Raw genomic sequence first — 21,944 nt, 5'->3', positions numbered from 1 at the left:
GATTTGATACCGCACTCATCTCAAAAACGCATATCTTATACAATTAACTTATATAATTAAAAAAGCTTAAGTAAAACAATTGTGTCTATGTTACTCATATGCTATAAATATGATGTAAGGTCTCTCACCTTCACTGATTAATACCAAAGAAAACAATAAAATAAAAAACGACAACAAGGATTTCAGGATGAACAAGAGTACACAACGTAAGCTTAATGCTGTTTTATATGCAATAGCAGCAACTGGTATCAGTGTTTCAAGCCAGGCTATAGCAGCAGATAAAGATTCAGAAGAAAAAATTGAGCGTATTGAAATAACAGGTTCCCATATAAAACGAAATGACATGGAAGGACCATCACCTGTTTTAGCGATTGATGAAACAGATATTGCCAATTCTGGTGCTCAAGATATTTCAGAGCTACTTGCTAAATTATCAGTTGCCGGTCAAGGCACATTTTCAACTCAAGGTAATGATGCGGACGATACTTCTAATGGTGGTTCGGCGATCTCTTTAAGAGGGTTAGGCGCAGACTCGACCCTTGTATTATTAAATGGCCGCAGAGTGAGTGTCTCTGCTTTTGCTAAAAATATTGGTACAGCCTTTGTTGATATAAACTCAATTCCTGTAAGTGCTATTAAAAGAATTGATATTTTAAAAGATGGTGCATCAGCTACTTATGGCTCTGATGCTATCGCAGGTGTTGTAAACGTAATTCTTAAAAAGGACTTTACGGGTCTAGAATTATCAGGAGGAATTGCAGATACAACTGAAGATGGCGGTAAAGAAAATTCATTTTCTTTAATGTGGGGTAATGGCGATGATAAAGGCCATACCACTGTGATAATGGATTACTTTAAACGTGATGAAACCATGTTTTCTGATAGAGATTACTCTAAATCAGCGGATCAGTCAGCAAGAGGTGGTGCTGATCAACGTTCTTCATCTGGTAACCCAGGTACTTATATACCTGCAACTATAGGCGCTGATGGTTCAATTACAACAAAATCTGATGAATATACGCGAGTGCCTGATATTAACTGCCCTGCAGGACTTTTAGATACCGCAGGTAACTTATGTCGATACGACTATGCCCCTCATATGAGCTCAGTGCCTTCTACAGAACGTGCTGGTATTGTTGTTTTACATGAAACACAAGTTGGTGATGAGACTACTTTTTTTGCTGAGGCTTCATATCAACGAAATAGCTCAATTGTAAAAGGTGCGGCAAGCCCAAGCTTTAATGAATTTTATATGAAGGCTGATAATCCAAGCTTACAAGGAACTTGGTTACAAGACATGTTTCCAGGTGAAGATATCACCATGCGCCGACGCTTAACTGAAACAGGCGGCCGTCAAAAAGAAGCCGTTTCAAGTAGCTCTCGTATCGTTTTAGGCTTTAATGGTGTTGCAAGTATTGGTGATAATGAATGGGACTGGGAAATGGGATATACCTTCTCCCATAATTCCAATCAAGAATTTGGTCAAAATGGTTTTGTTCAAACATCAAGAATACAACAAGCAATTGAAGATGGTAGCTTTAACCCATTAAGCACAACTCAGCCTCAATCTGTAATTGATGGCATTATGGTTAATACCACACGTAACGGTAAATCAACAACTAAAAGCTATGATGCTAAAATGTCAGGTGATTTATTTGATATAAGTGCAGGTACAGTTGCTATGGCTGTCGGTGCTGAATACCGTGAAGAAAGCATGAGTGATTTACCAGATCAAATGTTTTTAAATGGAGACATTTTTGGAACGGAAGCAACGGCTTCAAAAGGCTCTAGAGATCAAACTTCATTATTTGTTGAATTTGCAGTGCCAATTATTGATACCTTAGAGCTGCAACTCGCTTTAAGATATGAGGATTATTCAGACTTTGGTACAAATACTAGCCCTAAAGTTGCGTTTCGTTGGGCTGCTGATGAAAATATAACTGTAAGAGGTAGCTGGGGTGAAGCATTTAGAGCGCCATCGCTAGTACAATTAGGCTTAGGTGAAGCGCAACAATCTCCAAACTTAGTGGACCCTGTTCGCTGTCCTTTAACTGGAAATGCAAGTGATTGTGATCCAATAGAAAGAACGGTAATTTATACTGGTAATCCAGATTTAAAAGCAGAAGAGTCTGAGTCTTATAATTTAGGTTTAATTTGGTCTTTAACTGACGACTTAAATTTCTCTATTGATTATTGGAGCTATGATCAAACAAACTTAGTAACGCTAGATCCTAAATTTGTATTAGATAACCATGGAACTGATCCTGCTTTTGTTAAACGTCAAAATTCATCTACTGGAATTCCTGGTGAAATTGTTGAAATCTATGATACTTATCGTAACTTAGGCGGTCAAAAAACAGATGGAATTGATTTAGATATAAACTATAAAATGACAACAAATTCTGCAGGTGAATTTAAATTTGGTGCAAACATCACTTGGGTTAATGAATTTGATGAAATTTCAAGTTTAGGTGTAGTTGATAACTTAGCAGGCGAATACCAACACCCTGAGTATCGCTGGACTGGTAGTGCAGACTGGGTTCTTGATGACGTTTCTGCATCTATGCGTGTAAATTACATTAGCGAGTATAAACAGGATAAAGATGCCGATGCAACAGGTACTGTTGATTCGATGATGACAATCGATGCCAATACAAGCTATCACGGTATTTCAAATACTAAAATTACACTGGGTATTAATAACTTGTTAAACGAAGAGCCTTCTTTTGTGAAAACGACATTTATGGGTTATGACCAACAAACCCATTCAGCACAAGGTCGCTTTATTTACTTAAAAGGTACATATACATTTTAATTAAATCATAAAGAGTAGTGGTTTATCACTACTCTTTAAATACATTTAAAAACACAAAAAAACCGCAATAATTAAATTATTACGGTTTTTTTAATATTAAAATTTAGCTCAATATTATTTGTATTTTTGCATTACTAAAGTAGCGTTAGTACCACCAAAACCAAAGCTGTTAGACATAACAGTATTTAGTTCTACATCACGTTTTTCAGTAACAATATCTAAACCTTTCGCTTGCTCATCTAATTCTTCAACATTAATTGAAGGAGCAACAAAGTTATTTTCTAACATTAATAATGAGAAAATCGCTTCATGAACACCAGCAGCACCTAATGCGTGACCAGTCATCGCTTTAGTTGCACTGATAGCTGGAGATTTGCCACCAAATACTTCTTGAATCGCGCCAAGCTCTTTCACATCTCCAACAGGAGTTGATGTACCGTGAGTATTTAAGTAATCAATCTCACCGTCTACAGTTTCCATAGCTTGCTTCATACAACGTACAGCACCTTCGCCTGATGGCGCTACCATATCGTAACCATCAGAAGTTGCACCATAACCTACAACTTCAGCGTAGATATGTGCTCCACGCGCTAAAGCATGCTCTAATTCTTCAACAACAACAATACCGCCGCCGCCAGAGATAACAAAACCATCACGGTTTGCATCATAAGTACGTGATGCTTGTTCAGGTGTTTCATTATATTTAGTCGATAATGCACCCATCGCATCAAATTCCATTGCAAGTGTCCAGTGAAGTTCTTCACCGCCACCAGCAAACACAACATCTTGCTTGCCTAATTGAATTTGCTCTACTGCGTTACCAATACAGTGTGCAGAAGTAGCACATGCAGAACTAATCGAATAGTTAACACCTTTAATTTTAAATGGTGTTGCTAAACATGCTGATGCAGTACTCGCCATAGTACGAGGTACCATGTAAGGACCAACACGTTTTACGCCTTTTTCACGTAAAATGTCAGCAGCTTCTACCTGATATTTAGATGAACCACCACCAGAACCAACAACTAAACCAGTACGAGGATCAGAGATTTGCTCTTCAGATAAACCTGAATCAGATACTGCTTCGGCCATTGCTATATATGAGTAAGCTGCAGCCTCACCCATGAAACGTAATGCTTTACGATCAACATGCGCTTTAATATCAATATCGATATGACCACTAATCTGACTACGTAATTTATATTCAGCAAATTCTTCGTTAAATTTGATACCTGAACGGCCAGTTTTAAGTGACTCTAATACTTCTTTCTTATCGTTACCGATACTAGATACAATACCGATCCCCGTAATTACGGCTCTTTTCATGGGGCTCTCCTACGTTACAAACTTAATTGCTGGTTATTTTACTTATAAATGAAGTTAAACTGGTCAGCTTTGTGCTGTTTATTGCTATAACTGACCCAAAGTTTAAAAGAACGTTCAATTTATATCATTATTCTTGGGCTATTTTATGAATTAAATACGTGTATTTACAATAAAAACCCTTAAAATGATGAAAAAAAGTAAGTAATAAGCCCATATGATAAAAAACGCACACATTTATTTCAACGAATCAGGAACGCCTGTTGCAGATAAATTTGATGATATTTATTTTTCCACTGATGATGGCTTAGCAGAATCTACTTTTGTATTTGTTGAAAAAAATCAAATCATTGAAAGATTGAGTAAGCATGATCAAACTCACTTTGTAATTGCTGAAACCGGTTTTGGCACTGGACTCAACTTTTTAAACACATGGCAACAATTTGCGCTATGTGAAAATAAATTGGTTAAAAAACTCCATTTCATCTCTTTTGAAAAGTACCCAATAAAAAAGAATGATCTAGCACAATCTCTTGCAGCTTGGCCTAGTTTAAAACCTTACGCAGATAAACTCATCTCTCAATATCCGATTGCAATGCAAGGCTGCCATCGAGTAGAGTTTTGTGAGGGTGCCATTGTTTTAGATTTATGGTTTGGCGACATAGAAGAGACGCTTCCTCAGCTATGTTTTCAAAAGAAAGGAATTATTGACGCTTGGTATTTAGATGGTTTCGCTCCCAGTAAAAATCCTGATATGTGGCAGCAATCATTGTTTAATGCAATGGCAAATCTTGGTCGTGACAACTGTACTTTTGCAACATTTACTGCGTCAGGCTTTGTTCGTAGAGGATTAATTGAAGCTGGCTTCACGGTCCAAAAACACAAGGGTTTTGGTAAAAAACGAGAGATGATCAGTGGCCAATTATTAAAAGCGAATGATAAATACTCTACTCCTAAATATTACCCCAGAAATGCTAAAAAGATAGATAAGATTGCAATTATTGGTGGTGGAATAGCCACTGCGAGTTTAGCTTTATCTCTTAGTAAGCGCGCAGCTAGTTTTGATATATTTTGCAAAGATAAAGATGTTGCTATGGGCGCATCTCATAATCAGCAAGGTGCCTTATATCCTCATTTACAAGCTAATTTTAGCCGTGAAAGTCAGTTTTATGCTCATAGTTTTTTTTATGCTAGACGTTGTTACGATGAGGTTTTAACTAAAGGATATGAATTTTCTCATCAATGGTGTGGTGTATTGCTTCATGCCATAAATGAAGAAAAACAAAAAAGACAGGCATCACTCATAGAGCAAAATAAATGGCCTCAAGATTTAATTCGCTTTGTTACAAAAGAACAAGCATCAACTATCGCGAATGTTGTCACACCTTATTCAGGCCTATTCATTGAACAAGGTGGTTGGATCAACCCACCTCAACTTGTAAAAGCGATATTAGATTATAGTTATGCAATCAAATCATTTAAGTTAAATACAAACACCAAAGTTGAAAAGTTTTATCAAAAGGAAGATTGCTGGTATTTGTTTGATGGTAAAACTGAGCACGGGCCATACTCTCAAATAATTATTGCAGCCGGTGAGCATTCAGATACATTCGAACAAACAAAATCATTAGATTTACACCCTGTGAGAGGTCAAGTTAGCCATATCAAAGCAACTGATAAATCGGAAAAACTATCAACTGTTTTATGCCACAAAGGTTACTTAACACCAAATTATTTAGAACATCACTGTATTGGTGCCACTTTTACTAAAAATAGTAAAGAGATTCACATCAGTGAAAATGATAATAGTATTAACCTAAAACAAGTTACTGATTTTTACGGTGAATGTGAATTTACTCAAGATCTAAATGACATTACCAGTGCTAAAGCTGCTATTCGCTGCACTAGCTTTGATCATATGCCTTTGGTTGGCCAAATAACTGATATTAACAGCTATCAAACAAGTTTTGCGACATTACGTCATGGTAGTAAGTACGGGTACTTACCTTATCACTCTTCAACTTCTGGGCTTTATATTTTCACTGGTTTAGGTGCTAGAGGTTTATGTAGTGCCCCCCTATGTGCCGAACTATTATGCAGTGAAATATTTGATGAACCCTTACCCATTGATTTAGCGATGAATGAAGCGTTACATCCAGCTAGGTTTACAGTAAGAGATTTAAAACGAAATAAAATATGAAAAAAAATAAATGATTGTTTATAGTAATAATTACAAGGAGATCTTATGAATAAAGTAATTGCCGATATCATGACAACATCAGTATTTCAGCTTGATGCAGAAAACAGTATGTTTGAAGTGCATCAACTCATGAAAGAGTCACAAATACGCCACGTCCCAATCTCACAGAACAATGAATTTATTGGCGTTGTAACACAAAAGTCCATCATCTCTAAAGTAATGTATTTACTCGACAACTATGGTTCATCAGCACTTGAAAGAAGAGAAAAGTCCATTAGTGTAAATGAATTAATTGATAAAAAAATAGTCTTTGCAAATCCAGATATGCCTTTAGTCGATGCTGCACAGTTTTTCTTATCAAATCGTCACGGCTGTTTACCAATCGTTAGCAACGAAAATAAATTGCAAGGAATAGTCACCTCTTCTGATTTTGTTAAGCTATCCTTATTATTATTAGAAAGGGAGAATTAAATTATGAGTCGCTTCATATCTATTTTATCATTATTTATTTGTTTAATAAGCTTTTACAGTTATGCGAATATAGATAGCATTCCCCTACCTGATGATACAGATATAAAAATGAAATTAGATGGTGAATATCCGATGATCTTAAATGGTTTTGTAAAAATGCCAGATACAGATGTACTCGCTTTTTACCATACTCAATTAGGTGCACCAGATAAAATTATTGAGGATATCGGTCGCTATACTTTTTTTTATAGAATAAATGAAAACAAAGTTAAAATAAGTATATATCAGCAAAATCAATGGACTGAAATAAGTGTAATGATCACTCAATAAAAGTTTAGATTAATTAGGTTTAGCTATTTGGATCACAACTCTTCTGTTTTTATCTCTTCCTAAGATTGTTCTATTTGAAGAGATATGACGTTTCTCACCAAAGCCTTCCACTTTAACTCTTAGAGCTTCAACACCTAAGTCTGTCATATAAGCTTTAATTGCCTTTGCGCGTTTTTTAGACCAGGTTTCATTCAAGTATCGGCCACCATAGCTGTCTGTATATGCTGAAATTAAAACTGATTCTATGCTTGGATCATTTTTTAAATATTCACCTATTTTATCAAGACGCTTTTTTGACGCTTTAGTTAATTCACCTGTATTTGATTCATAGTTCATAACTGTAAAAGCAATGTCTTCAAAGCTATATGCAAGCATTCTATCTCTGCACTTTAAAAATTCTAAATATACTTTTTTAAAGTTAACAGATAATAATCCTACTAATATTTTGTCGTTCTGATTATTCCAATCTTGATAATAAAAAGTAGGAGTGAAACCTTTTTCCAGCTCAGTTAGCATCAACCAAGTTGTTTTACTATCAAGCTCACCATCGAACTGCTTTAATAATTTCAAATTAGCAAGCTCTTTTGAAGGTATACCTGGTTTCCACATAGGGGGGATTGATTTTACCGCAGCGACATCATAATCATTTGGTTTAATTAACATATCAATTGTAAATGACATAGGTTTAGATTTACTGGCATAACTATTAAATTGTGCTTCACCATATGCTGGAATGGTATGATTCAATCGACACGATAAACGAGTTGTCTTTTCTAACTCCCATATAGACTCATCCGCATTGGCCGTATATTGCCGAATACCTGCCAGAGCATACGAGCTGAAAAAAAATACATAAAACAAATAAAAATGTAAAAATAAACAGGTTACACGACTAAACACAAATTTAACTCCAATAAAAACAACTGCATCTGACTATTAAAAATAACTAGATTAATAATAGACAAATAAAATAGCGTATATCTCTATGCAATTTATCGGCCTCATTTCAAAAAAGTTAACTTTAATTGATAGGTTTAGGTATTTAAATATTATTTAAGTATAATACCCTTCATTAAAAACCTGAATAAATAACTCATGTCTTCAAACGAACAAACACTCTTTTCAAAACGCTTTCGAGGTTATTTCCCTGTTGTTATTGATGTAGAAACAGCTGGCTTTAATAACAAAACAGATGCCCTATTAGAAATTGCAGTCAGTATATTAAAAATGAATGACGATGGTATTATTTCACTTGACCATACATTACATTTTCATGTTGAACCATTTGAAGGCGCCAATATTGAACAAGCTGCAATCGACTTTAATGGTATACAACCATTTAGTGCATTACGAGGCGCAGTACCAGAATCTGAGGCTATAAAAGAAATTTGTAAGGCCGTACGAAAAGCGCAAAAAGCAGTGGGTTGTCAACGCTCAGTGATTGTTGCACACAATGCAGCATTTGATCATGGTTTTCTAAATAGCGCAATTGAACGCTGCAATATAAAACGCACTCCTTTTCACCCTTTTGTAAGCTTTGATACTACAACATTATCAGGTTTAGCATTAGGTCAAACAGTGTTAGCAAAAGCCTGTAGAGCTGCTAATATCGAGTTTGATAACAACCAAGCACATAGTGCTTTGTATGATACCGAACGTACGGCTGAGTTATTTTGCTTTATCGTTAATAAATGGCAAGCATTAGGAGGGTGGCCATTAGCTGACGCGCCTTCAGAAGATGACTCTATTGTTCAAAGTACAGCTGAAAGTTAATTTATTTAAAGGTTTGTGTAATTTTACCCTCTGTTACTTTTAGTAAGTTCGGCGGGTAAATTCGAGAAAAGTGTTTATTATCTTTTGCAATGTGAAGCTCCACACCTGGGTGCATTAATTCATTAATAGTTAACCTGCTTGTTTGCAACAACATTTTTAGTTTTTTTCGTAAAATATCTCTATTTTTATAAACTTTTTTAAGTTTAGTCAGTAGCTGATCTTCGCTGGCTTTAATTTTAGCCAGATAGAGCCTTTTTTGTTCTGCTCCAGGAATTTTTTCAGCTTTCTTTTTTGCTTGTTTTAAAACATTTGATTTTGAATTAATCGTTTTTTCCAACGCAGAAAGGTGGTTTAATTTTTCTCTCAGTTCATGCCAATATTGTGCTAAATATATCTTTGTTTTTGTTCCTGATGGTGCGCCTAACTCTCCAGTTTCAACTCTTAGTGCATCAATTATTTGACCACCAATAATTTTACCTCTGGGTTTATCTCCTTTACCAACACGAATTAAACGCCTTGCAGATAATTCACAATGTAAGGCTTGTTTATCAATCATTAAATCTTGACCAGAATTCAATTTACTGTACTGGGAATACCCTATAGATACATTGCTATTAGCTTGAACACTACACGTAAAGTCACTTCCTTCTTCGCGCTTTCTACCAATAACACCGTGTATTACAGTAACAGCTGATTCTGAAATAATTTCAGCTGATTCAACAAACCCTAATACGGTGATATCACCAGTTGCTTTAATCTTCATGCCATCTTTTACATCACCGGAAACAATCACACTGCCATCAAATTCAATATGACCAGTTGTTACATCAACATTGTTATAACACACAACATCATCAACACGCATACCTCTAGAAACAGCCACGGGAACTCCCACGGCATCAGCAACGAGTATATCTGGGTTTTTTGGATCTAGTGCTGTTCCATCCATAATTTGAAGTGGAAAGTCACGTCCAGGTTTTGCTGGTAAAATATCTCCAAAAACAGAATAGCCATCTTCACCTAATGAAGGTGGTATGCGTTGCATTAAAGGTGTTCCAGGATTAACTGTGATCAAAGCACCTAAATCACGCATATCAACCTTACCATCATCTTTTGTTTGAGGGCTTAAAACACGATCTTGAGCCGTAGCACACAAACGCACAAAACGTGTATCATCACCATCTTTGGTTCGCTTACCATGTGCAACAATTCCTGAATAAGAATCCCCACCTTGGCATTCAAATTGGCGCCCTAAAAAACTCTCAATTGCTTTGTTATTGATTCCGTTTTTCACTCCAGCTTCTTCTAAAACCAAAATCATATTATCAGCGTTGGCTATTCCCCCCCCCTTGGCTGTAATTAACGTTGCTTCTGCTGTCATATTAGTGTCATCAATTTTGACTGTAATAGTTGCATCTACGGCTTTGGCAATAAAATAAGGAGGTGCTTTAATTGTATTGGAATTTGTAAAAAGTGAGCGGATAGATGCTAAATCAAGCTCATACTCAGAAAATTCAGATGCTTCTATTAACTCAACAAGCTGATCTGCAGACGCAGGATAACCGGAGTCAACAGGATGCTGAACTAACTGTACTTGCTTCGTTTCTTGATTTAGCGAAAACAACGACATTAATAACCTACTTCCATAATTAAAGTTATACCCCATTGGAGCACAACTTCAATAAAATGTTAAGCTATGTCTCAAAAAGATGCAAAAAGATACAAAAAGATATGATTTAAAATCATTTTAGCCATAAAAATAAAAACAATACAAACAATACAAACAATACAAACAATACAAACAATGTATTACTTTAGAGTAACAAGTATCTGTATATATTAGACTTCAAACTTAGATGTAGCGTCTAATAAATTATCAGATAAATAATGAAGGTTTTTTGCCACTTCTCTAATTGATTTTAATGATTCTTGAGTATCTTCAAATGAACTATGCATATTAGATACATTGTCAACAACCATTGCAGCAACAGAAGTTTGCTCCTCAGTAGCCGCAGCTATTTGGGCATTCATACCATTTATTGATAAGATTTGTTCTGATATTTTTTCTATTGACACACCAGTTTCTTGTGCGGAATTTGCATTATCTTTAGCCATATCTCTAGCCGAATTCATGGCTCCGACTGATTCATTAGCAGCACTGGTTAACACAGTTAATAATTCGCGAATTTCATTTGTTGATTTAGCTGTTCTAGATGCTAACTCCCTCACTTCATCAGCAACAACAGCAAAACCACGACCTTGCTCTCCTGCTCTAGCGGCTTCAATTGCAGCATTTAATGCAAGTAAATTAGTTTGTTCTGCTATTGAAGTAATAACATTCAATATTTGCGTTACATTTTGCGTATCGCTGGCCAGTTGATCTATCGTAGATGAAGCGCTTTGTATTTCTTCACTTAAAGCCTGAGACATTTTCATAGAAATATTAATTTGCTGTAAACTTTGCTCAACTTCTTTCTCTGCAACTTGGGCTGCTCCAGCCGCATTTGCAGCAGATGAAGAAATATCTCCAACACTTTGTTTCATCTCTTCCATAGATTGACGCACAATCTCAGCATCTGTTGACTGTTGAGTTGTAGCTGATTCCGCTTTTTCCATACCTTGTACTAAACGCGTTGAATTTTCCATTAATGGCTCTACAACAGCCATAATATCTAGTACAGACCCTTTTAAAACACCAATAAACGCATTAAAATGAATTGCAACCTGGCCTATTTCATCATTAGAACAAATAGGAAGTTTCGAACTCAAATTACCACCACCACTGGCGAGTAACTCTAAAGAATTAGCAGCATTACTTGCAGCAAAGCCAATTTTTTTAGCGATGAATACAGCTAAAGCAATTAGACCTAATAGCATAATACTGCTAATAGAAAACATTAAAAATAATGCATCATCAGAACGTTTTTGCGTACTTTGTACTAACTCAATAAAGCGCGCGTCAGATTTATTTTGAATTGACTTAAAACTATTTAATAAAAGTTCAAATTTAGAAGATTTACTTTTTGCATCTTCTTGTATTTTAGAAAAGTCAGCAGTGCCATCAATCATACCTGTTGCTATTTTAGATGATATCTGAGCATATTCGTTTAAAAGTTTAATCTCAGTTCCTTTATAACTAGAATCAAGTGAATTTAATTCCTCTAAATATTTTTGTATTTCTTTTTTTGTTGTATCTGCTTTACCAACCAAATCACCGTCACCAAATGTTACAGCCTGCGTATATAAATCATCAAGTTTTTCAAGTAAATACTTATTAGATGTAGCTAATTGAACCACTTTATAAGATACAGTCTGTAATTCATCTAAAGCATGTTTATTATCCACCATAGCGCTATAGTTAATAACTGCTGATACAATAAAAACAATAACTGCAATGCTTGTAATTGCATGTATTTTTTTTGTGATACTTAAGTTATTGAATGAAAAACCATTCGACATATAATACTCCAAACCTTCATTTCAATATAATTGCATAATTAAACCTATCATTTATCTCCTAATTGTTAACTATTTTATGAATTTATCTAGTTTTTTTTTAAATAGACTATAATTTCTTCGATTAGTTTTAATCCATATCGGGGAAAAATAATGAAAATTAAATTATTATTTGCATTGATAGTGGCTTATTCACTACCTCTGCAAGCAGAAATAAACATTTCAGGCTTTGCAAGTGTAAACGGAGGGAAGGTATTAAGTGGTAAAGGTGTTTTTGGTAATGAAGCAACTTTTTTAGCCGACTACCCTATCGTAAGCACATATACTGAAGACTTTTCAATGAAACCAGAATCATTATTTGGTTTACAATTTACAGGAGATTTAACTGAAGGTTTAACAGCTACTGCACAAGTAGTAGCCAGAGGTGCAAACGATTATGATGCTAAATTTGAATGGGCATATATTTCATATGATTTAAATGAAAATTGGACACTCCAAGCCGGCAAAAAACGCCTACCTTTATTCTACTATTCTGATTTTTTTGATGTGGGGTATGCATATGTTTGGATGCGTGCGCCTGCCGATAATTACACTTGGCAAATATTCAACTATAACGGCATCAATGCATTATATAGTGGCTCTATTGGCGACTGGTCTTTGAGTGCAAATCTTTACGGTGGCCGCGAAGATGATACCCATAACAAATTATTATCAGATTTCTTTTTTAAAGTGCCCGTTAGAGAAATATGGAAAGATATACTTGGGGGGGTAATTCAAGTAAATAATGACTGGCTTGAAATAAGAGCCACCCATATGCAATATACAAATGAAAGAGAAATATCAGGCCAACCTTATGATTTTGGCAATGGCAATATGGAAAGAGATGGTAAATTTTATGGTTTAGCCGTTAATGCAGATTTTGGAAATTTATTCATTTTAACCGAGTTAAATAAACTTGATTTAGGAGATGATTTTGATACTTATATGGTTAGTGTTGGTTATCGATTTGATAATATAACACCTTTCATCTCCTATGCCGATTATGAACAAGATGCAACCGATGGTGAAAATCACAATACGACTTCCTTTGGTATTCGTTGGGATTTTCATTCCTCTGCCGCATTTAAAATTCAGTACGATGATGTCGAAGATGATTCAGTTAATTTAGCTGTAGCAGGCGATAGCGAATCAATTACTTTTGGTATAGATGTTGTTTTTTAGGAGAGTTACAATGAAAGCATATACACTAGTGATGACTCTATTAATTTTTGCGACTTCAACTTTTGCAAATGTCGCTGTAATCGTTCATCCTTCAAATAGCAATACCGTTGATGCAGCAGCCATAACTAAAATTTTTACTGGCAAAGCAAAATCATTTGGCGATGGCAGTAAAGCTGTTCCTCTTAGCCAAAAATCAAGTTCAGCTACAACAACAGAGTTTAATAAAAAGGCTTTAAAGAAATCCTCAAGTCAATTAAAAGCATATTGGTCAAAACTTGTATTTACAGGAAAAGGTACACCACCAAAAGAACTCAGTAACGATGCTGATGTTATTAAAATGGTGTCAACCAATCCAAACACAATAGGTTTTGTTAGTGCAGGTTCTGCCGATGGGAGTGTAAAAGTAGTTCATACTTACTAAACAGAATAAAATAAAAAACATTAAAACAAGCTTTTAGTTTTAATGTTTTTTTACTCAACTGCATATAAATCCAGCATCTAAGATACTCAAACAAAATAAAGCCTTGTACGGAACTCGCTCCTTCTTGTATACTTACCTTAATAGCTGCAAACCAGCAGTTATAGTCAATAAACTGAAGTTTATTTCAACGTTAGAAAATAGTTAAACTTTTATTTTAAATAAATTTTATTATAAATAACCTTAACTAAAACAGATTTCAGGGGCTGATTAGGATTCGACGGGATTCAAGAAGCCTTAGGTGCATGTCGAGGTGCGGCTGGCCTCGTAAAAAAGCCGCAATTAAAGTAATCGCAAACGACGATTCTTACTCTCTAGCAGCTTAGGCCGCTAGCGCTCCTCCCAAGTATTCTCGTGGACTGGGATCCGGAGTGTCACCCTACATTGAGATCGCGATGGAAACCCTGGCCGGGGTTGAAGCGCTAAAACTAAGCGGCCTCGCCTTTGCTTATCGTGTACGTCCGAGACTTAAAGGTTAATTAAATGACGATACTAAACATGTAGTACCGAAGGTCGACGCTTTCCGGACGGGGGTTCAAATCCCCCCAGCTCCACCACATTAAGTTGTTATAAAACAGGCGGTTAAGTTAAATCTTAACCGCCTGCTTTGTTTCTACCGCCAATTAACATCCACAAAACATCCACACTAAAAATTTACAATCCATATATAAAGTACAATTCAGTTTTAGATTTAAAATCCTGCAACTAAGAAGTTGCAAAACCATTAGAGAAAACACAGGGGATAAGATAAGGGAAAATACAAAGATATAAACAAGAGAAAAACAAATTCAAAACATAAGAAAAAGATTAAATTCAAAACATTAAAATGATATCGCTTCGCTCTGTTTTATAAGTTCAAAAGACTAAGGTCAAAAGACTGGCTAATTAAGAGGGGGAAAAAATCTGTTTTTTCACACTGTTTTCAATGGCCCTGTCATCATAAGAGAACAACTCCACCCTGCTGGTTTCGCTTCGCTTATATGCCTACGGCATTGAGTGCAAGATACTGATTCCTCTATTAAAAACAAGATACCCGTTCACCTCATTAATATGCCCGTTCATTGAAATTATTTTCATAATCTCAATTATGGGCTATTAAAATATATGTAGATTTAGGGTAATTAAATTACTTTTAACCACTATTTCTGTTTTGATACTGCACTGTATATATGTCCAGCACTACCGAGAACCAGACCTAAACTGTTGATATATAATGTTATTTTGTTTTTAATATCGTTCTAACTACCCATACAAACAAAAACATACTCAATACACTATTTAAAATAATACATAATATAAATTCACTCATAATTCACCTCTATCAACTCGCTGTTCGCTGCGTTCCCGTTGGTACTCGCTCAGTCGCTTGTTGATTATCGGCGATAACGTCAAGAAAAGAATTCTTATAAGAACAATAAACAAAAGATGAACGACCATTAAAAATTAACTTAGCTTTACAGGGTTTTATAGGCTTTACATAATAACCAAGCTCTCTTAAATCCATTGAGTTAAACGAATATTCAACTCCATCAATATCAGAATTAAAAGCATAATTCTTTTCTCTAATTGAAAATGATGAACCTGTTATGTAAGCATTTTTTAAAATTGCATGGTATGGATCTAAATGAGGATTTTTATCAATGAGCTGGTTAGATAAAGTGACACTGTCATTATTAACAACCTGACTATTACCACGCTGAACAGCATCACTATTACTGGATGAAGAAACCTTCTGTATAGGTTCGCTACCTTGCTGAACAGATATAGCGTCATCTTGCCTATGACCCCCAAGCACCTTGGGAGCAGGTTTAGACAAAATGTAAGACCAAAGACAAGCCAGAACAACAAGTAAACCAAGTATTTTAGGGTCTTTGTAGAAAGGTGTTCGAGGCTCTGAATTTGTAAAAGCTCCTGTTTTCGTTGAGCTATAAAGCGCAAATATTTTCTTCGGAACCCAGTTAAAAAACTTAACTGTACCTTGGCTTGATTTACTTGTTCCTCTTGAATCTGTTGCATGCTCCACCGTTTTGTAAAAGCGCCAAATACCTAAGTTGTAATGACGAATAGCAACTTTTGCCATATCTTTCATTTCAGCTCTAACTTTAGTTATTGACGTTGTTGTAAACACAAAATCCCAATTATAATGACGCTGCATATCCCATGCTGTGTCCATATCTTCAGGTCTGTCATCAATGGCCGCTTGTTCAGGACCACCAATATAATTTAATTCTTGAATATCTTTAGCATTCCATTTTGGTTTAAAAATTCTTTGCACTTCATCAATTACAAAGAAAGCGCCCTTGGGTGCCCAATGAAAAAAGCGCGCTAATTTATCGCGCCCTGGTTGTTGCTCAGTATCAACAAAAATAACTTTAAAATCTTTGTGGACAAACTTCTTACCAAGTACTTTAAGGGCCTTTTCTCTAGAGAACCCACGGATATTAGTCACTAAAGTTCGACCTGATTTAATCACTGGTAAAATGTCATCTTTAATAGCGCCAGACGTTTTATAAGTTCCATCAGGGCCATGATGTATTTTCATTCCCATTAGATAAACCTCATGACAAATCGAGTAACAAATGCATTCAACAATAAATTCAAACCATTAATAACATTAAAGAAATTAAGCTTACTTACCACGTCGGGCGGAAGGCGCTCTAAAGCAACTTGCATTTCAGCACTGATATTTAGCTGCGTGATAATTTCCTTAGCAATATCCCATGCAAATTCAATTGAAGCTATAGTCGCCTTGAGCTGAAAAGCTGCAATTTTGATAATCACCCACGCATAAGCTTCAACGACAAAATCATAGATACCAGTTGTAAAAAATTCATAAATCCCTTGAATCATATCAAACATTTTTAGACACCCCACCTAAAACAACAAATCCAGCCAAGATAGTAAAAAACAATAAAATACCATTTGAAATCGGTATCATTTCATCTGAAAACTGGTCAAGACATCGCGTGTGTGTTTTACCATTCATTGAAATTAAATCATGACAAGAATTAAAACCGCCCCCACCTGCATTTAACTCTTTAACTAAATTTGACGCTTCGGTTTTTATACCGCTCATTGTCGTTTGGTATTTTGATTTTAATTCGTCTAATTCTGATTGTGCTGTAGAAACATCAAAAGAACCTTTTTCACTATTAACATCAGATGATTCATTTAATTTGTCATTTATCTTTTCAAGTAAACCATTAGTTTCAGAAACCTTACTATTTAAAGACGACAATAACTGATTGTTAGCAAAGGACTTTTCATTTAACTTCTTTTGCTCTGCAACTTGGTCTGCATTACCTTTTTTAATTTCTGACAATGTAGACTCAGCCAATTGATTACCCGTGTTCAACCCTTCAACAACATCAGTATTATCAACTTTACCATCTTCATTTTTGTCTGTTTCATCTGATTTTTCTGAACAAAAAGTAGGATTGGCAAGCCTAAAAACTTCATCGGTACAATTATCATTTATATCAGGAATGGGGTCAGTTCCCGTATCCTTTGGACAATAAAATTTACCATTAATATCACCACAGCTATTATTACACTCAAGTACAGAATCATAATTAACAGCCGCATTTACAAACTTACAATTATCTTCTTCTTGAGCTTCACAATACTTTTGACCAGTTTTTATTACACAACCATCCTCATCAGGCGTATCAGTGTCATTGGGGTTTTCATAAGGAAGCTCAGGCTCTCCCGTTTCACAATTCACATTCTCAGCAGAAGCCAAAGACGGCGGCAATTGAAATACACCATTATCAGAAGTATAAGAGCAAGCATTACCAGAGCCACTCGGGTTTGGAAAACATATAGTTGTATCATCACCAGCACTAAAAGCAAGGTCTGGAACATCAAAACCATTAAGGTCAGGGCATGAGTCATCATTGTTATTCTCTTCCGAATTTTTAGCGCATTTATCCTGAGAATTAACAACAACAGGAAACGGATGTGAATTGGGGCAAACACTAGATGTTGTCTCCTCTGGATTCGTCAGTTCAATAATTTTATTTAACTTAGTTGATATGTAGCAAGAATTATTTGGACCACCGAAATTCCCTTTTTTGTAATCAAATAAAGTGCTAGTCTCGCCACCGCTAAAAAATCGAATCACCTCACCACATTCATCACCGATGGCGGAAAGAAAAGCTGAGTCCTGTTTTGTACATGCTGATAAACTAAGAACTCGCCCAATGTTTCGACCGTCCCAAACACAATCATAAGTCTTGACAACATCATGAAACGGCTCTCTTAAATCATTCATATCAAGATACGAATAACTAAAAAAAGGCATAAAAAAAGCACATGTAAGTGCTATTTTAATTCGCATTGTATGCGCTCCTATTGTTATTATTTTCATCATCGGGTCACAAAAAAACCTAAAAATATTCCGATAATGAATGATGCACCACACAGCGCACCAAACATTAATGATGCCATTAGATTTTACGAACTATCCCGATAATTAAGCCAATTACCACAAGTGATGCAACTGAACCAATAACAAACTCACCTGTTGTTAACGCATCTGTTTCAGCAGCGGTGATAGACGCACCAACTTTTGTCGTATCAATAGCATGAGCAAGACCCGCCCCCACAGTTAAAGCTACACCAGATAAGAACTTACTTGTTTTTGCTAATTTTGCTTTTAATACATTTTTCATTTTCATTCTCTTTTAATTAACGACGAAGTTTGTTTAATAAAGCCAAGATAACGCCGATACCTATCCCAGCAACGAACATTTCTATAACACCACTAAAACCAGTGTCATAGGCCAAAGGGTCAAATTGCCCCGCCGCATTTGCATTAAAATCATTAGGAGACATCAATATAAAGTCCTGACATTGTGAAATCGTTTCAGGTTTATTTATGACATTTCCGTTATTATCAATACTTATGCAAAGGGACATTTATTTATTTTTCCTAAATGAAGGAATTAAAAAAACTTAACACCCACACGATTGCTATTAGAACAGCTAATAAAATTAGCCAATTCATAATTATTTTTGCTTTTGCGTTGCGATTGAATGCAATACAAAGCTAAAAAACTTCTGACCATTAAAAACAGACTCTTTTTTACCAACATTGATTAAAACAGGTCGAGCGCTCCATGGGTTATTTGGATCTGTTTCAAATTTCTTTAACTCATTTAAAACACCCGACTGCACTTGTTCAGGGCTAATTTTTATTTCCCAATAATCAGACGGGTTATGTGTTTGCAATTTAAAAAGCCCACTGGTTGTAGTCTTACCATCAAATTCTTTATTAATAAGTTGTACGTCTGATACTGCACCTTCAATTGAAGCCATAATATTTTCCTTTTTTAATTTAAATTTTATTGTTAAAACTTTACTAAATACCTTCGGTTACACTTAATGACACAAGTCCAAGTTCGCGACTTCGTCACTCATAAAACCTTCCTCCAAAGCTTCGTAGTCTATGTACCAGCAACGATTACCTTGGTCAGGAATTGATATAGATTCGAGCCATGCTTGCTCTACTGGATCAGGTCGTAAATATAAATCTCTATCTTCCCAATCTTCAAAGAAATGACGTACACCAGACATGATTTTCTGCTGCCCTTTAATTTCTTTTTCAGACATTATTTTTGTGCCAGCTTTACGGGTAATCACTAAAACATTGTCCCAAGCAACACCCAAAATTCTGTTAGATGGTGAGTCACCATATTTGGTAGCATAAAAAGGGCTCATCCCCTCAGCACGACTAACTTCACCTGTAATTGTGTCTACTAAATCTGGTATCTGATAATGAATACGAACGGCTTGGTCTTTACGCTTAACCTGAACACCACCCATAGCAATAACAAACGCGGCCCAATCTGAACTATCAGCCGCTTGACGTACTTTTTCTAAAGCAAAATTTCCAATCGAATCAACTGATTTATTCATAGCGTTTGCAACCTCACACTGTCCTTTTGCACCTATCCCTAAACGTCTCATTTCACGCCACACTGTTACCGACGGCAAACCAAAAGGGTCGAATTGTCTAAACTTATTATTACCAGCCCATTCACGCGCACTTTCAGCAGCATCAGCAGGTTTAATATTAATTTCACCCGCTAAGGTATCTGTTACAGTGTCAATATTTGCACCTGTAATTGCCTTAGTGATGTACTTAGCAATGTAACCAACAGCACTACCTTGCTTAGAATCTATTTGAATTGATTTAAAACGAATATCTGAATTGCGCTTAACTTCTTCAGGTGAATCACGAAGGGCTAAATCTTTTAAAATTTTTCTTATTTTTGGCATATCTTCTTTAGGGGCAAACATCAGCATATGCCAATGCGGGCAACCATCATGATGGGGTTCTACCACTCTAAAGCCATACGGTTTTAATTTTGCTTTTGAAAACTGAGCACGCGCTAAACGCCACACATTATTTAAATATGCTTGTGCATCTTGAGCCGATAAATATTGATATTTTTTATTAGGTATACCTTTAGCATTAACAGCATGAAAACGACTTGGACATGTAATTGTATTGAAATCGGCAACATGACCTACCATTTGAGAAAGCTCTTCTGTACCGCGCATTCTCACCATTAATTCACAAGCTTGCTGATAACCAGATGTATGAGATTTTTCACATATTGACTGTAAAGTTTCTAATTCATCAAAAGGGCTTTGATGTTCGCCAAGTAAAAACAAATTAGATAAAACTTTCTCATTCTTAGCTTTACGTAATCGTCTGGTGTAAATAGTTTGGTTAGAAACATAAGGCGATGCTTTTTTATGAACCAGTCTTAAATCTCTGGCAATTTGTTCAACAACAACACCCTGCTTTGAACGTAATTGTCTGCGCCACCAAATTGGATCAGAAACACGATTCAAACATCCTTCTAAACACCGCATTGAATAATCTTTAACTTGAACTGGTAACATTGCACGTTTAAAAGGTTCAGCCTCAAAATAACGTCTATCAAAATCAGGCATTTGAAAAGTGTAACGATTTACATAGTCTTCAATGACTAATAACGTTTTATATGAGCAACCTAGGTTCTCAACCTTTAAACGACACGCTCTAGCTTTATCGTCTGAAATATCACATAACTGACTATCATCAGAACTTAACTTAATGTCGAATAACGATAATGAATCATCAGCAACCTTTAATCTATCAACTGCTTCTTGATATCCAATAAACTTATGAAGTTGTTTATAGCCATTGGCCAGCATGACCGATAGTGATGTATGACGTGAAAATATGTTTAAACGTAAAGTTTCACAATCTTCAAAGGTATCATCAAAATCAAATTGACGTGTTTTATATAAATACTTAGCTTTAAAAGGTGCGGGTAAATTACTCGTAATCTCACTTGCAGCAACAACAGGGAATATATGTTCGTTAATAGCCCTTTGCTCAGAGCTTAAATTTTCAACATTAGTTACACTGTAATTATTAACTTCTTTTTTTGACGATATATTCAAAGAACGCTTTTCTTTTAAACGGTCATTTTTAACTATTTTCTTATTTTTTGATTTTAAGAAACGATTTAAAAAAGCCTGATTCTTATCACTATCATTAAGTACAGGTTCCAAAGCTAAAGAAGACATTAATAAACCCTCTTTTGCATTGCTTCAGAAACTAGATTCCAACTCCACAACCTAAAACGTTCAACTTCTAAATCAACAAACGGTAACGTACAAACTTTATGGCCTTTTTGAAGTAAGTATAAAAAAGGTGAACATGGAGAAATGCGATTAAAAGGGATCTGATTAACTTCTTCACCATCAAAAGAAATAACAACCAAATAAGAGATCTCATTATTTTGCTCAATCAACGAAAACGTAAAATCAAACCTACCTTTTTGAATTGTTAAATCACGTGATGTCATATAAAAACC

General features: G+C 35.4%; 19 protein-coding genes and 1 other RNA gene. 8 read left to right on the top strand and 12 right to left on the bottom strand.

All coding sequences use genetic code 11. The features are described 5' to 3' along the window. Positions 1-187 precede the first annotated feature (187 nt). Positions 188-2,815: a TonB-dependent receptor plug domain-containing protein gene (locus BM088_RS02240; RefSeq protein ID WP_091979465.1), complete on the top strand. Its 2,628-nt coding sequence runs from the start codon at positions 188-190 to the stop codon at positions 2,813-2,815. A 114-nt stretch (positions 2,816-2,929) separates the two neighbouring features. Here the strand turns inward: BM088_RS02240 and fabB are convergent, their stop codons facing one another. After that, positions 2,930-4,141 carry a beta-ketoacyl-ACP synthase I gene (gene fabB, locus BM088_RS02235; protein WP_091979462.1) on the bottom strand — a complete coding sequence of 404 codons (1,212 nt, stop codon included), beginning with the start codon at positions 4,139-4,141 and terminating at the stop codon, positions 2,930-2,932. 214 nt (positions 4,142-4,355) lie between these two features. Here fabB and mnmC point away from each other — a divergent pair, with 214 nt between their 5' ends. The 3 genes from mnmC to BM088_RS02220 are packed head-to-tail and all read left to right on the top strand — an operon-like array spanning position 4,356 to position 7,139. Next, a complete protein-coding gene (gene mnmC, locus BM088_RS02230) occupies positions 4,356-6,338 on the top strand; it encodes a bifunctional tRNA (5-methylaminomethyl-2-thiouridine)(34)-methyltransferase MnmC2/FAD-dependent 5-carboxymethylaminomethyl-2-thiouridine(34) oxidoreductase MnmC1 (RefSeq protein ID WP_091979459.1) in 1,983 nt (660 codons plus the stop codon). A 45-nt stretch (positions 6,339-6,383) separates the two neighbouring features. Further along, positions 6,384-6,809, top strand: coding sequence for a CBS domain-containing protein (locus tag BM088_RS02225; RefSeq protein ID WP_091979456.1), 426 nt, complete (start codon positions 6,384-6,386; stop codon positions 6,807-6,809). A 3-nt stretch (positions 6,810-6,812) separates the two neighbouring features. Further along, positions 6,813-7,139, top strand: a complete 327-nt coding sequence (locus BM088_RS02220) for a hypothetical protein (RefSeq protein WP_091979453.1) — start codon at positions 6,813-6,815, stop codon at positions 7,137-7,139. Positions 7,140-7,148: 9 nt separating this feature from the next. Here BM088_RS02220 and BM088_RS02215 read toward each other — a convergent pair whose 3' ends face one another. Further along, positions 7,149-8,000, bottom strand: coding sequence for a flagellar protein MotY (locus BM088_RS02215; RefSeq protein ID WP_091979673.1), 852 nt, complete (start codon positions 7,998-8,000; stop codon positions 7,149-7,151). Positions 8,001-8,234: 234 nt separating this feature from the next. On the opposite strand from BM088_RS02215, the gene rnt reads away from it, so the two are divergent. Continuing rightward, positions 8,235-8,912, top strand: coding sequence for a ribonuclease T (rnt, locus tag BM088_RS02210; RefSeq protein ID WP_091979451.1), 678 nt, complete (start codon positions 8,235-8,237; stop codon positions 8,910-8,912). A gap of 1 nt (position 8,913) precedes the next feature. Here the strand turns inward: rnt and BM088_RS02205 are convergent, their stop codons facing one another. Both BM088_RS02205 and BM088_RS02200 read right to left on the bottom strand, forming a co-directional pair. Beyond that, positions 8,914-10,542 (bottom strand): FapA family protein, encoded by a 1,629-nt coding sequence (locus tag BM088_RS02205; RefSeq protein WP_091979448.1) that lies wholly within the window; start codon positions 10,540-10,542, stop codon positions 8,914-8,916. 209 nt (positions 10,543-10,751) lie between these two features. Next, on the bottom strand, positions 10,752-12,371 hold the full coding sequence (locus BM088_RS02200; RefSeq protein WP_091979446.1) for a methyl-accepting chemotaxis protein: 1,620 nt from the start codon (positions 12,369-12,371) through the stop codon (positions 10,752-10,754). Positions 12,372-12,521: 150 nt separating this feature from the next. Between BM088_RS02200 and BM088_RS02195 the strand changes: the two genes are divergently transcribed. The 3 genes from BM088_RS02195 (at position 12,522) to ssrA (ending at position 14,624) form a co-directional block, all read left to right on the top strand. Then, positions 12,522-13,589 (top strand): porin, encoded by a 1,068-nt coding sequence (locus tag BM088_RS02195; RefSeq protein WP_091979443.1) that lies wholly within the window; start codon positions 12,522-12,524, stop codon positions 13,587-13,589. 10 nt (positions 13,590-13,599) lie between these two features. Further along, positions 13,600-14,010, top strand: coding sequence for a type 2 periplasmic-binding domain-containing protein (locus tag BM088_RS02190; protein ID WP_091979440.1), 411 nt, complete (start codon positions 13,600-13,602; stop codon positions 14,008-14,010). 259 nt (positions 14,011-14,269) lie between these two features. After that, positions 14,270-14,624, top strand: a transfer-messenger RNA (tmRNA) gene (ssrA, locus tag BM088_RS02185). A 764-nt stretch (positions 14,625-15,388) separates the two neighbouring features. Here the strand turns inward: ssrA and BM088_RS02180 are convergent. From BM088_RS02180 to BM088_RS02145, 8 genes are all read right to left on the bottom strand, one after another. Continuing rightward, complete coding sequence (locus BM088_RS02180) at positions 15,389-16,615, bottom strand: zonular occludens toxin domain-containing protein (RefSeq protein ID WP_091979438.1); 1,227 nt, start codon at positions 16,613-16,615, stop codon at positions 15,389-15,391. Continuing rightward, entirely contained in the window at positions 16,615-16,926 is a 312-nt protein-coding gene (locus BM088_RS02175) for a DUF2523 family protein (protein ID WP_091979435.1), read from the bottom strand. Before BM088_RS02175 ends, BM088_RS02180 begins: the two co-directional genes overlap by 1 nt. After that, a complete protein-coding gene (locus BM088_RS02170; RefSeq protein WP_091979433.1) occupies positions 16,919-18,406 on the bottom strand; it encodes a hypothetical protein in 1,488 nt (495 codons plus the stop codon). Before BM088_RS02170 ends, BM088_RS02175 begins: the two co-directional genes overlap by 8 nt. 109 nt (positions 18,407-18,515) lie before the next feature. Further along, positions 18,516-18,740, bottom strand: a complete 225-nt coding sequence (locus tag BM088_RS02165) for a major capsid protein (protein WP_091979429.1) — start codon at positions 18,738-18,740, stop codon at positions 18,516-18,518. Positions 18,741-18,756: 16 nt separating this feature from the next. Then, positions 18,757-18,987, bottom strand: a complete 231-nt coding sequence (locus BM088_RS02160; protein ID WP_091979426.1) for a hypothetical protein — start codon at positions 18,985-18,987, stop codon at positions 18,757-18,759. 90 nt (positions 18,988-19,077) lie between these two features. Next, a complete protein-coding gene (locus BM088_RS02155) occupies positions 19,078-19,386 on the bottom strand; it encodes a hypothetical protein (RefSeq protein ID WP_091979424.1) in 309 nt (102 codons plus the stop codon). A gap of 63 nt (positions 19,387-19,449) precedes the next feature. After that, positions 19,450-21,654 carry a replication endonuclease gene (locus BM088_RS02150; protein ID WP_091979422.1) on the bottom strand — a complete coding sequence of 735 codons (2,205 nt, stop codon included), beginning with the start codon at positions 21,652-21,654 and terminating at the stop codon, positions 19,450-19,452. Further along, positions 21,654-21,935, bottom strand: coding sequence for a hypothetical protein (locus BM088_RS02145; RefSeq protein ID WP_091979420.1), 282 nt, complete (start codon positions 21,933-21,935; stop codon positions 21,654-21,656). The genes BM088_RS02150 and BM088_RS02145 overlap by 1 nt, the downstream gene beginning before the upstream one ends. Positions 21,936-21,944 lie beyond the last annotated feature (9 nt).

Source organism: Pseudoalteromonas denitrificans DSM 6059 (genome assembly GCF_900112265.1).
GTDB lineage: Bacteria > Pseudomonadota > Gammaproteobacteria > Enterobacterales > Alteromonadaceae > Pseudoalteromonas > Pseudoalteromonas denitrificans.
Note: the sequence above shows the minus strand (reverse complement) of the source record. Positions and strands in the feature narration are given on the sequence as shown.

What these genes read in the sequence shown, in the direction of transcription:
- BM088_RS02180 (WP_091979438.1), bottom strand. Translation starts at nt 16,615, where the DNA reads ATGGGAATGAAAATACATCATGGCCCTGATGGAACTTATAAAACGTCT.
- BM088_RS02150 (WP_091979422.1), bottom strand. Translation starts at nt 21,654, where the DNA reads ATGTCTTCTTTAGCTTTGGAACCTGTACTTAATGATAGTGATAAGAAT.
- rnt (WP_091979451.1), top strand. Translation starts at nt 8,235, where the DNA reads ATGTCTTCAAACGAACAAACACTCTTTTCAAAACGCTTTCGAGGTTAT.
- BM088_RS02165 (WP_091979429.1), bottom strand. Translation starts at nt 18,740, where the DNA reads ATGAAAAATGTATTAAAAGCAAAATTAGCAAAAACAAGTAAGTTCTTA.
- BM088_RS02205 (WP_091979448.1), bottom strand. Translation starts at nt 10,542, where the DNA reads ATGTCGTTGTTTTCGCTAAATCAAGAAACGAAGCAAGTACAGTTAGTT.
- fabB (WP_091979462.1), bottom strand. Translation starts at nt 4,141, where the DNA reads ATGAAAAGAGCCGTAATTACGGGGATCGGTATTGTATCTAGTATCGGT.
- mnmC (WP_091979459.1), top strand. Translation starts at nt 4,356, where the DNA reads ATGATAAAAAACGCACACATTTATTTCAACGAATCAGGAACGCCTGTT.
- BM088_RS02190 (WP_091979440.1), top strand. Translation starts at nt 13,600, where the DNA reads ATGAAAGCATATACACTAGTGATGACTCTATTAATTTTTGCGACTTCA.
- BM088_RS02155 (WP_091979424.1), bottom strand. Translation starts at nt 19,386, where the DNA reads ATGGCTTCAATTGAAGGTGCAGTATCAGACGTACAACTTATTAATAAA.
- BM088_RS02170 (WP_091979433.1), bottom strand. Translation starts at nt 18,406, where the DNA reads ATGCGAATTAAAATAGCACTTACATGTGCTTTTTTTATGCCTTTTTTT.
- BM088_RS02195 (WP_091979443.1), top strand. Translation starts at nt 12,522, where the DNA reads ATGAAAATTAAATTATTATTTGCATTGATAGTGGCTTATTCACTACCT.
- BM088_RS02225 (WP_091979456.1), top strand. Translation starts at nt 6,384, where the DNA reads ATGAATAAAGTAATTGCCGATATCATGACAACATCAGTATTTCAGCTT.
- BM088_RS02160 (WP_091979426.1), bottom strand. Translation starts at nt 18,987, where the DNA reads ATGTCCCTTTGCATAAGTATTGATAATAACGGAAATGTCATAAATAAA.
- BM088_RS02145 (WP_091979420.1), bottom strand. Translation starts at nt 21,935, where the DNA reads ATGACATCACGTGATTTAACAATTCAAAAAGGTAGGTTTGATTTTACG.
- BM088_RS02220 (WP_091979453.1), top strand. Translation starts at nt 6,813, where the DNA reads ATGAGTCGCTTCATATCTATTTTATCATTATTTATTTGTTTAATAAGC.
- BM088_RS02200 (WP_091979446.1), bottom strand. Translation starts at nt 12,371, where the DNA reads ATGTCGAATGGTTTTTCATTCAATAACTTAAGTATCACAAAAAAAATA.
- BM088_RS02240 (WP_091979465.1), top strand. Translation starts at nt 188, where the DNA reads ATGAACAAGAGTACACAACGTAAGCTTAATGCTGTTTTATATGCAATA.
- BM088_RS02175 (WP_091979435.1), bottom strand. Translation starts at nt 16,926, where the DNA reads ATGTTTGATATGATTCAAGGGATTTATGAATTTTTTACAACTGGTATC.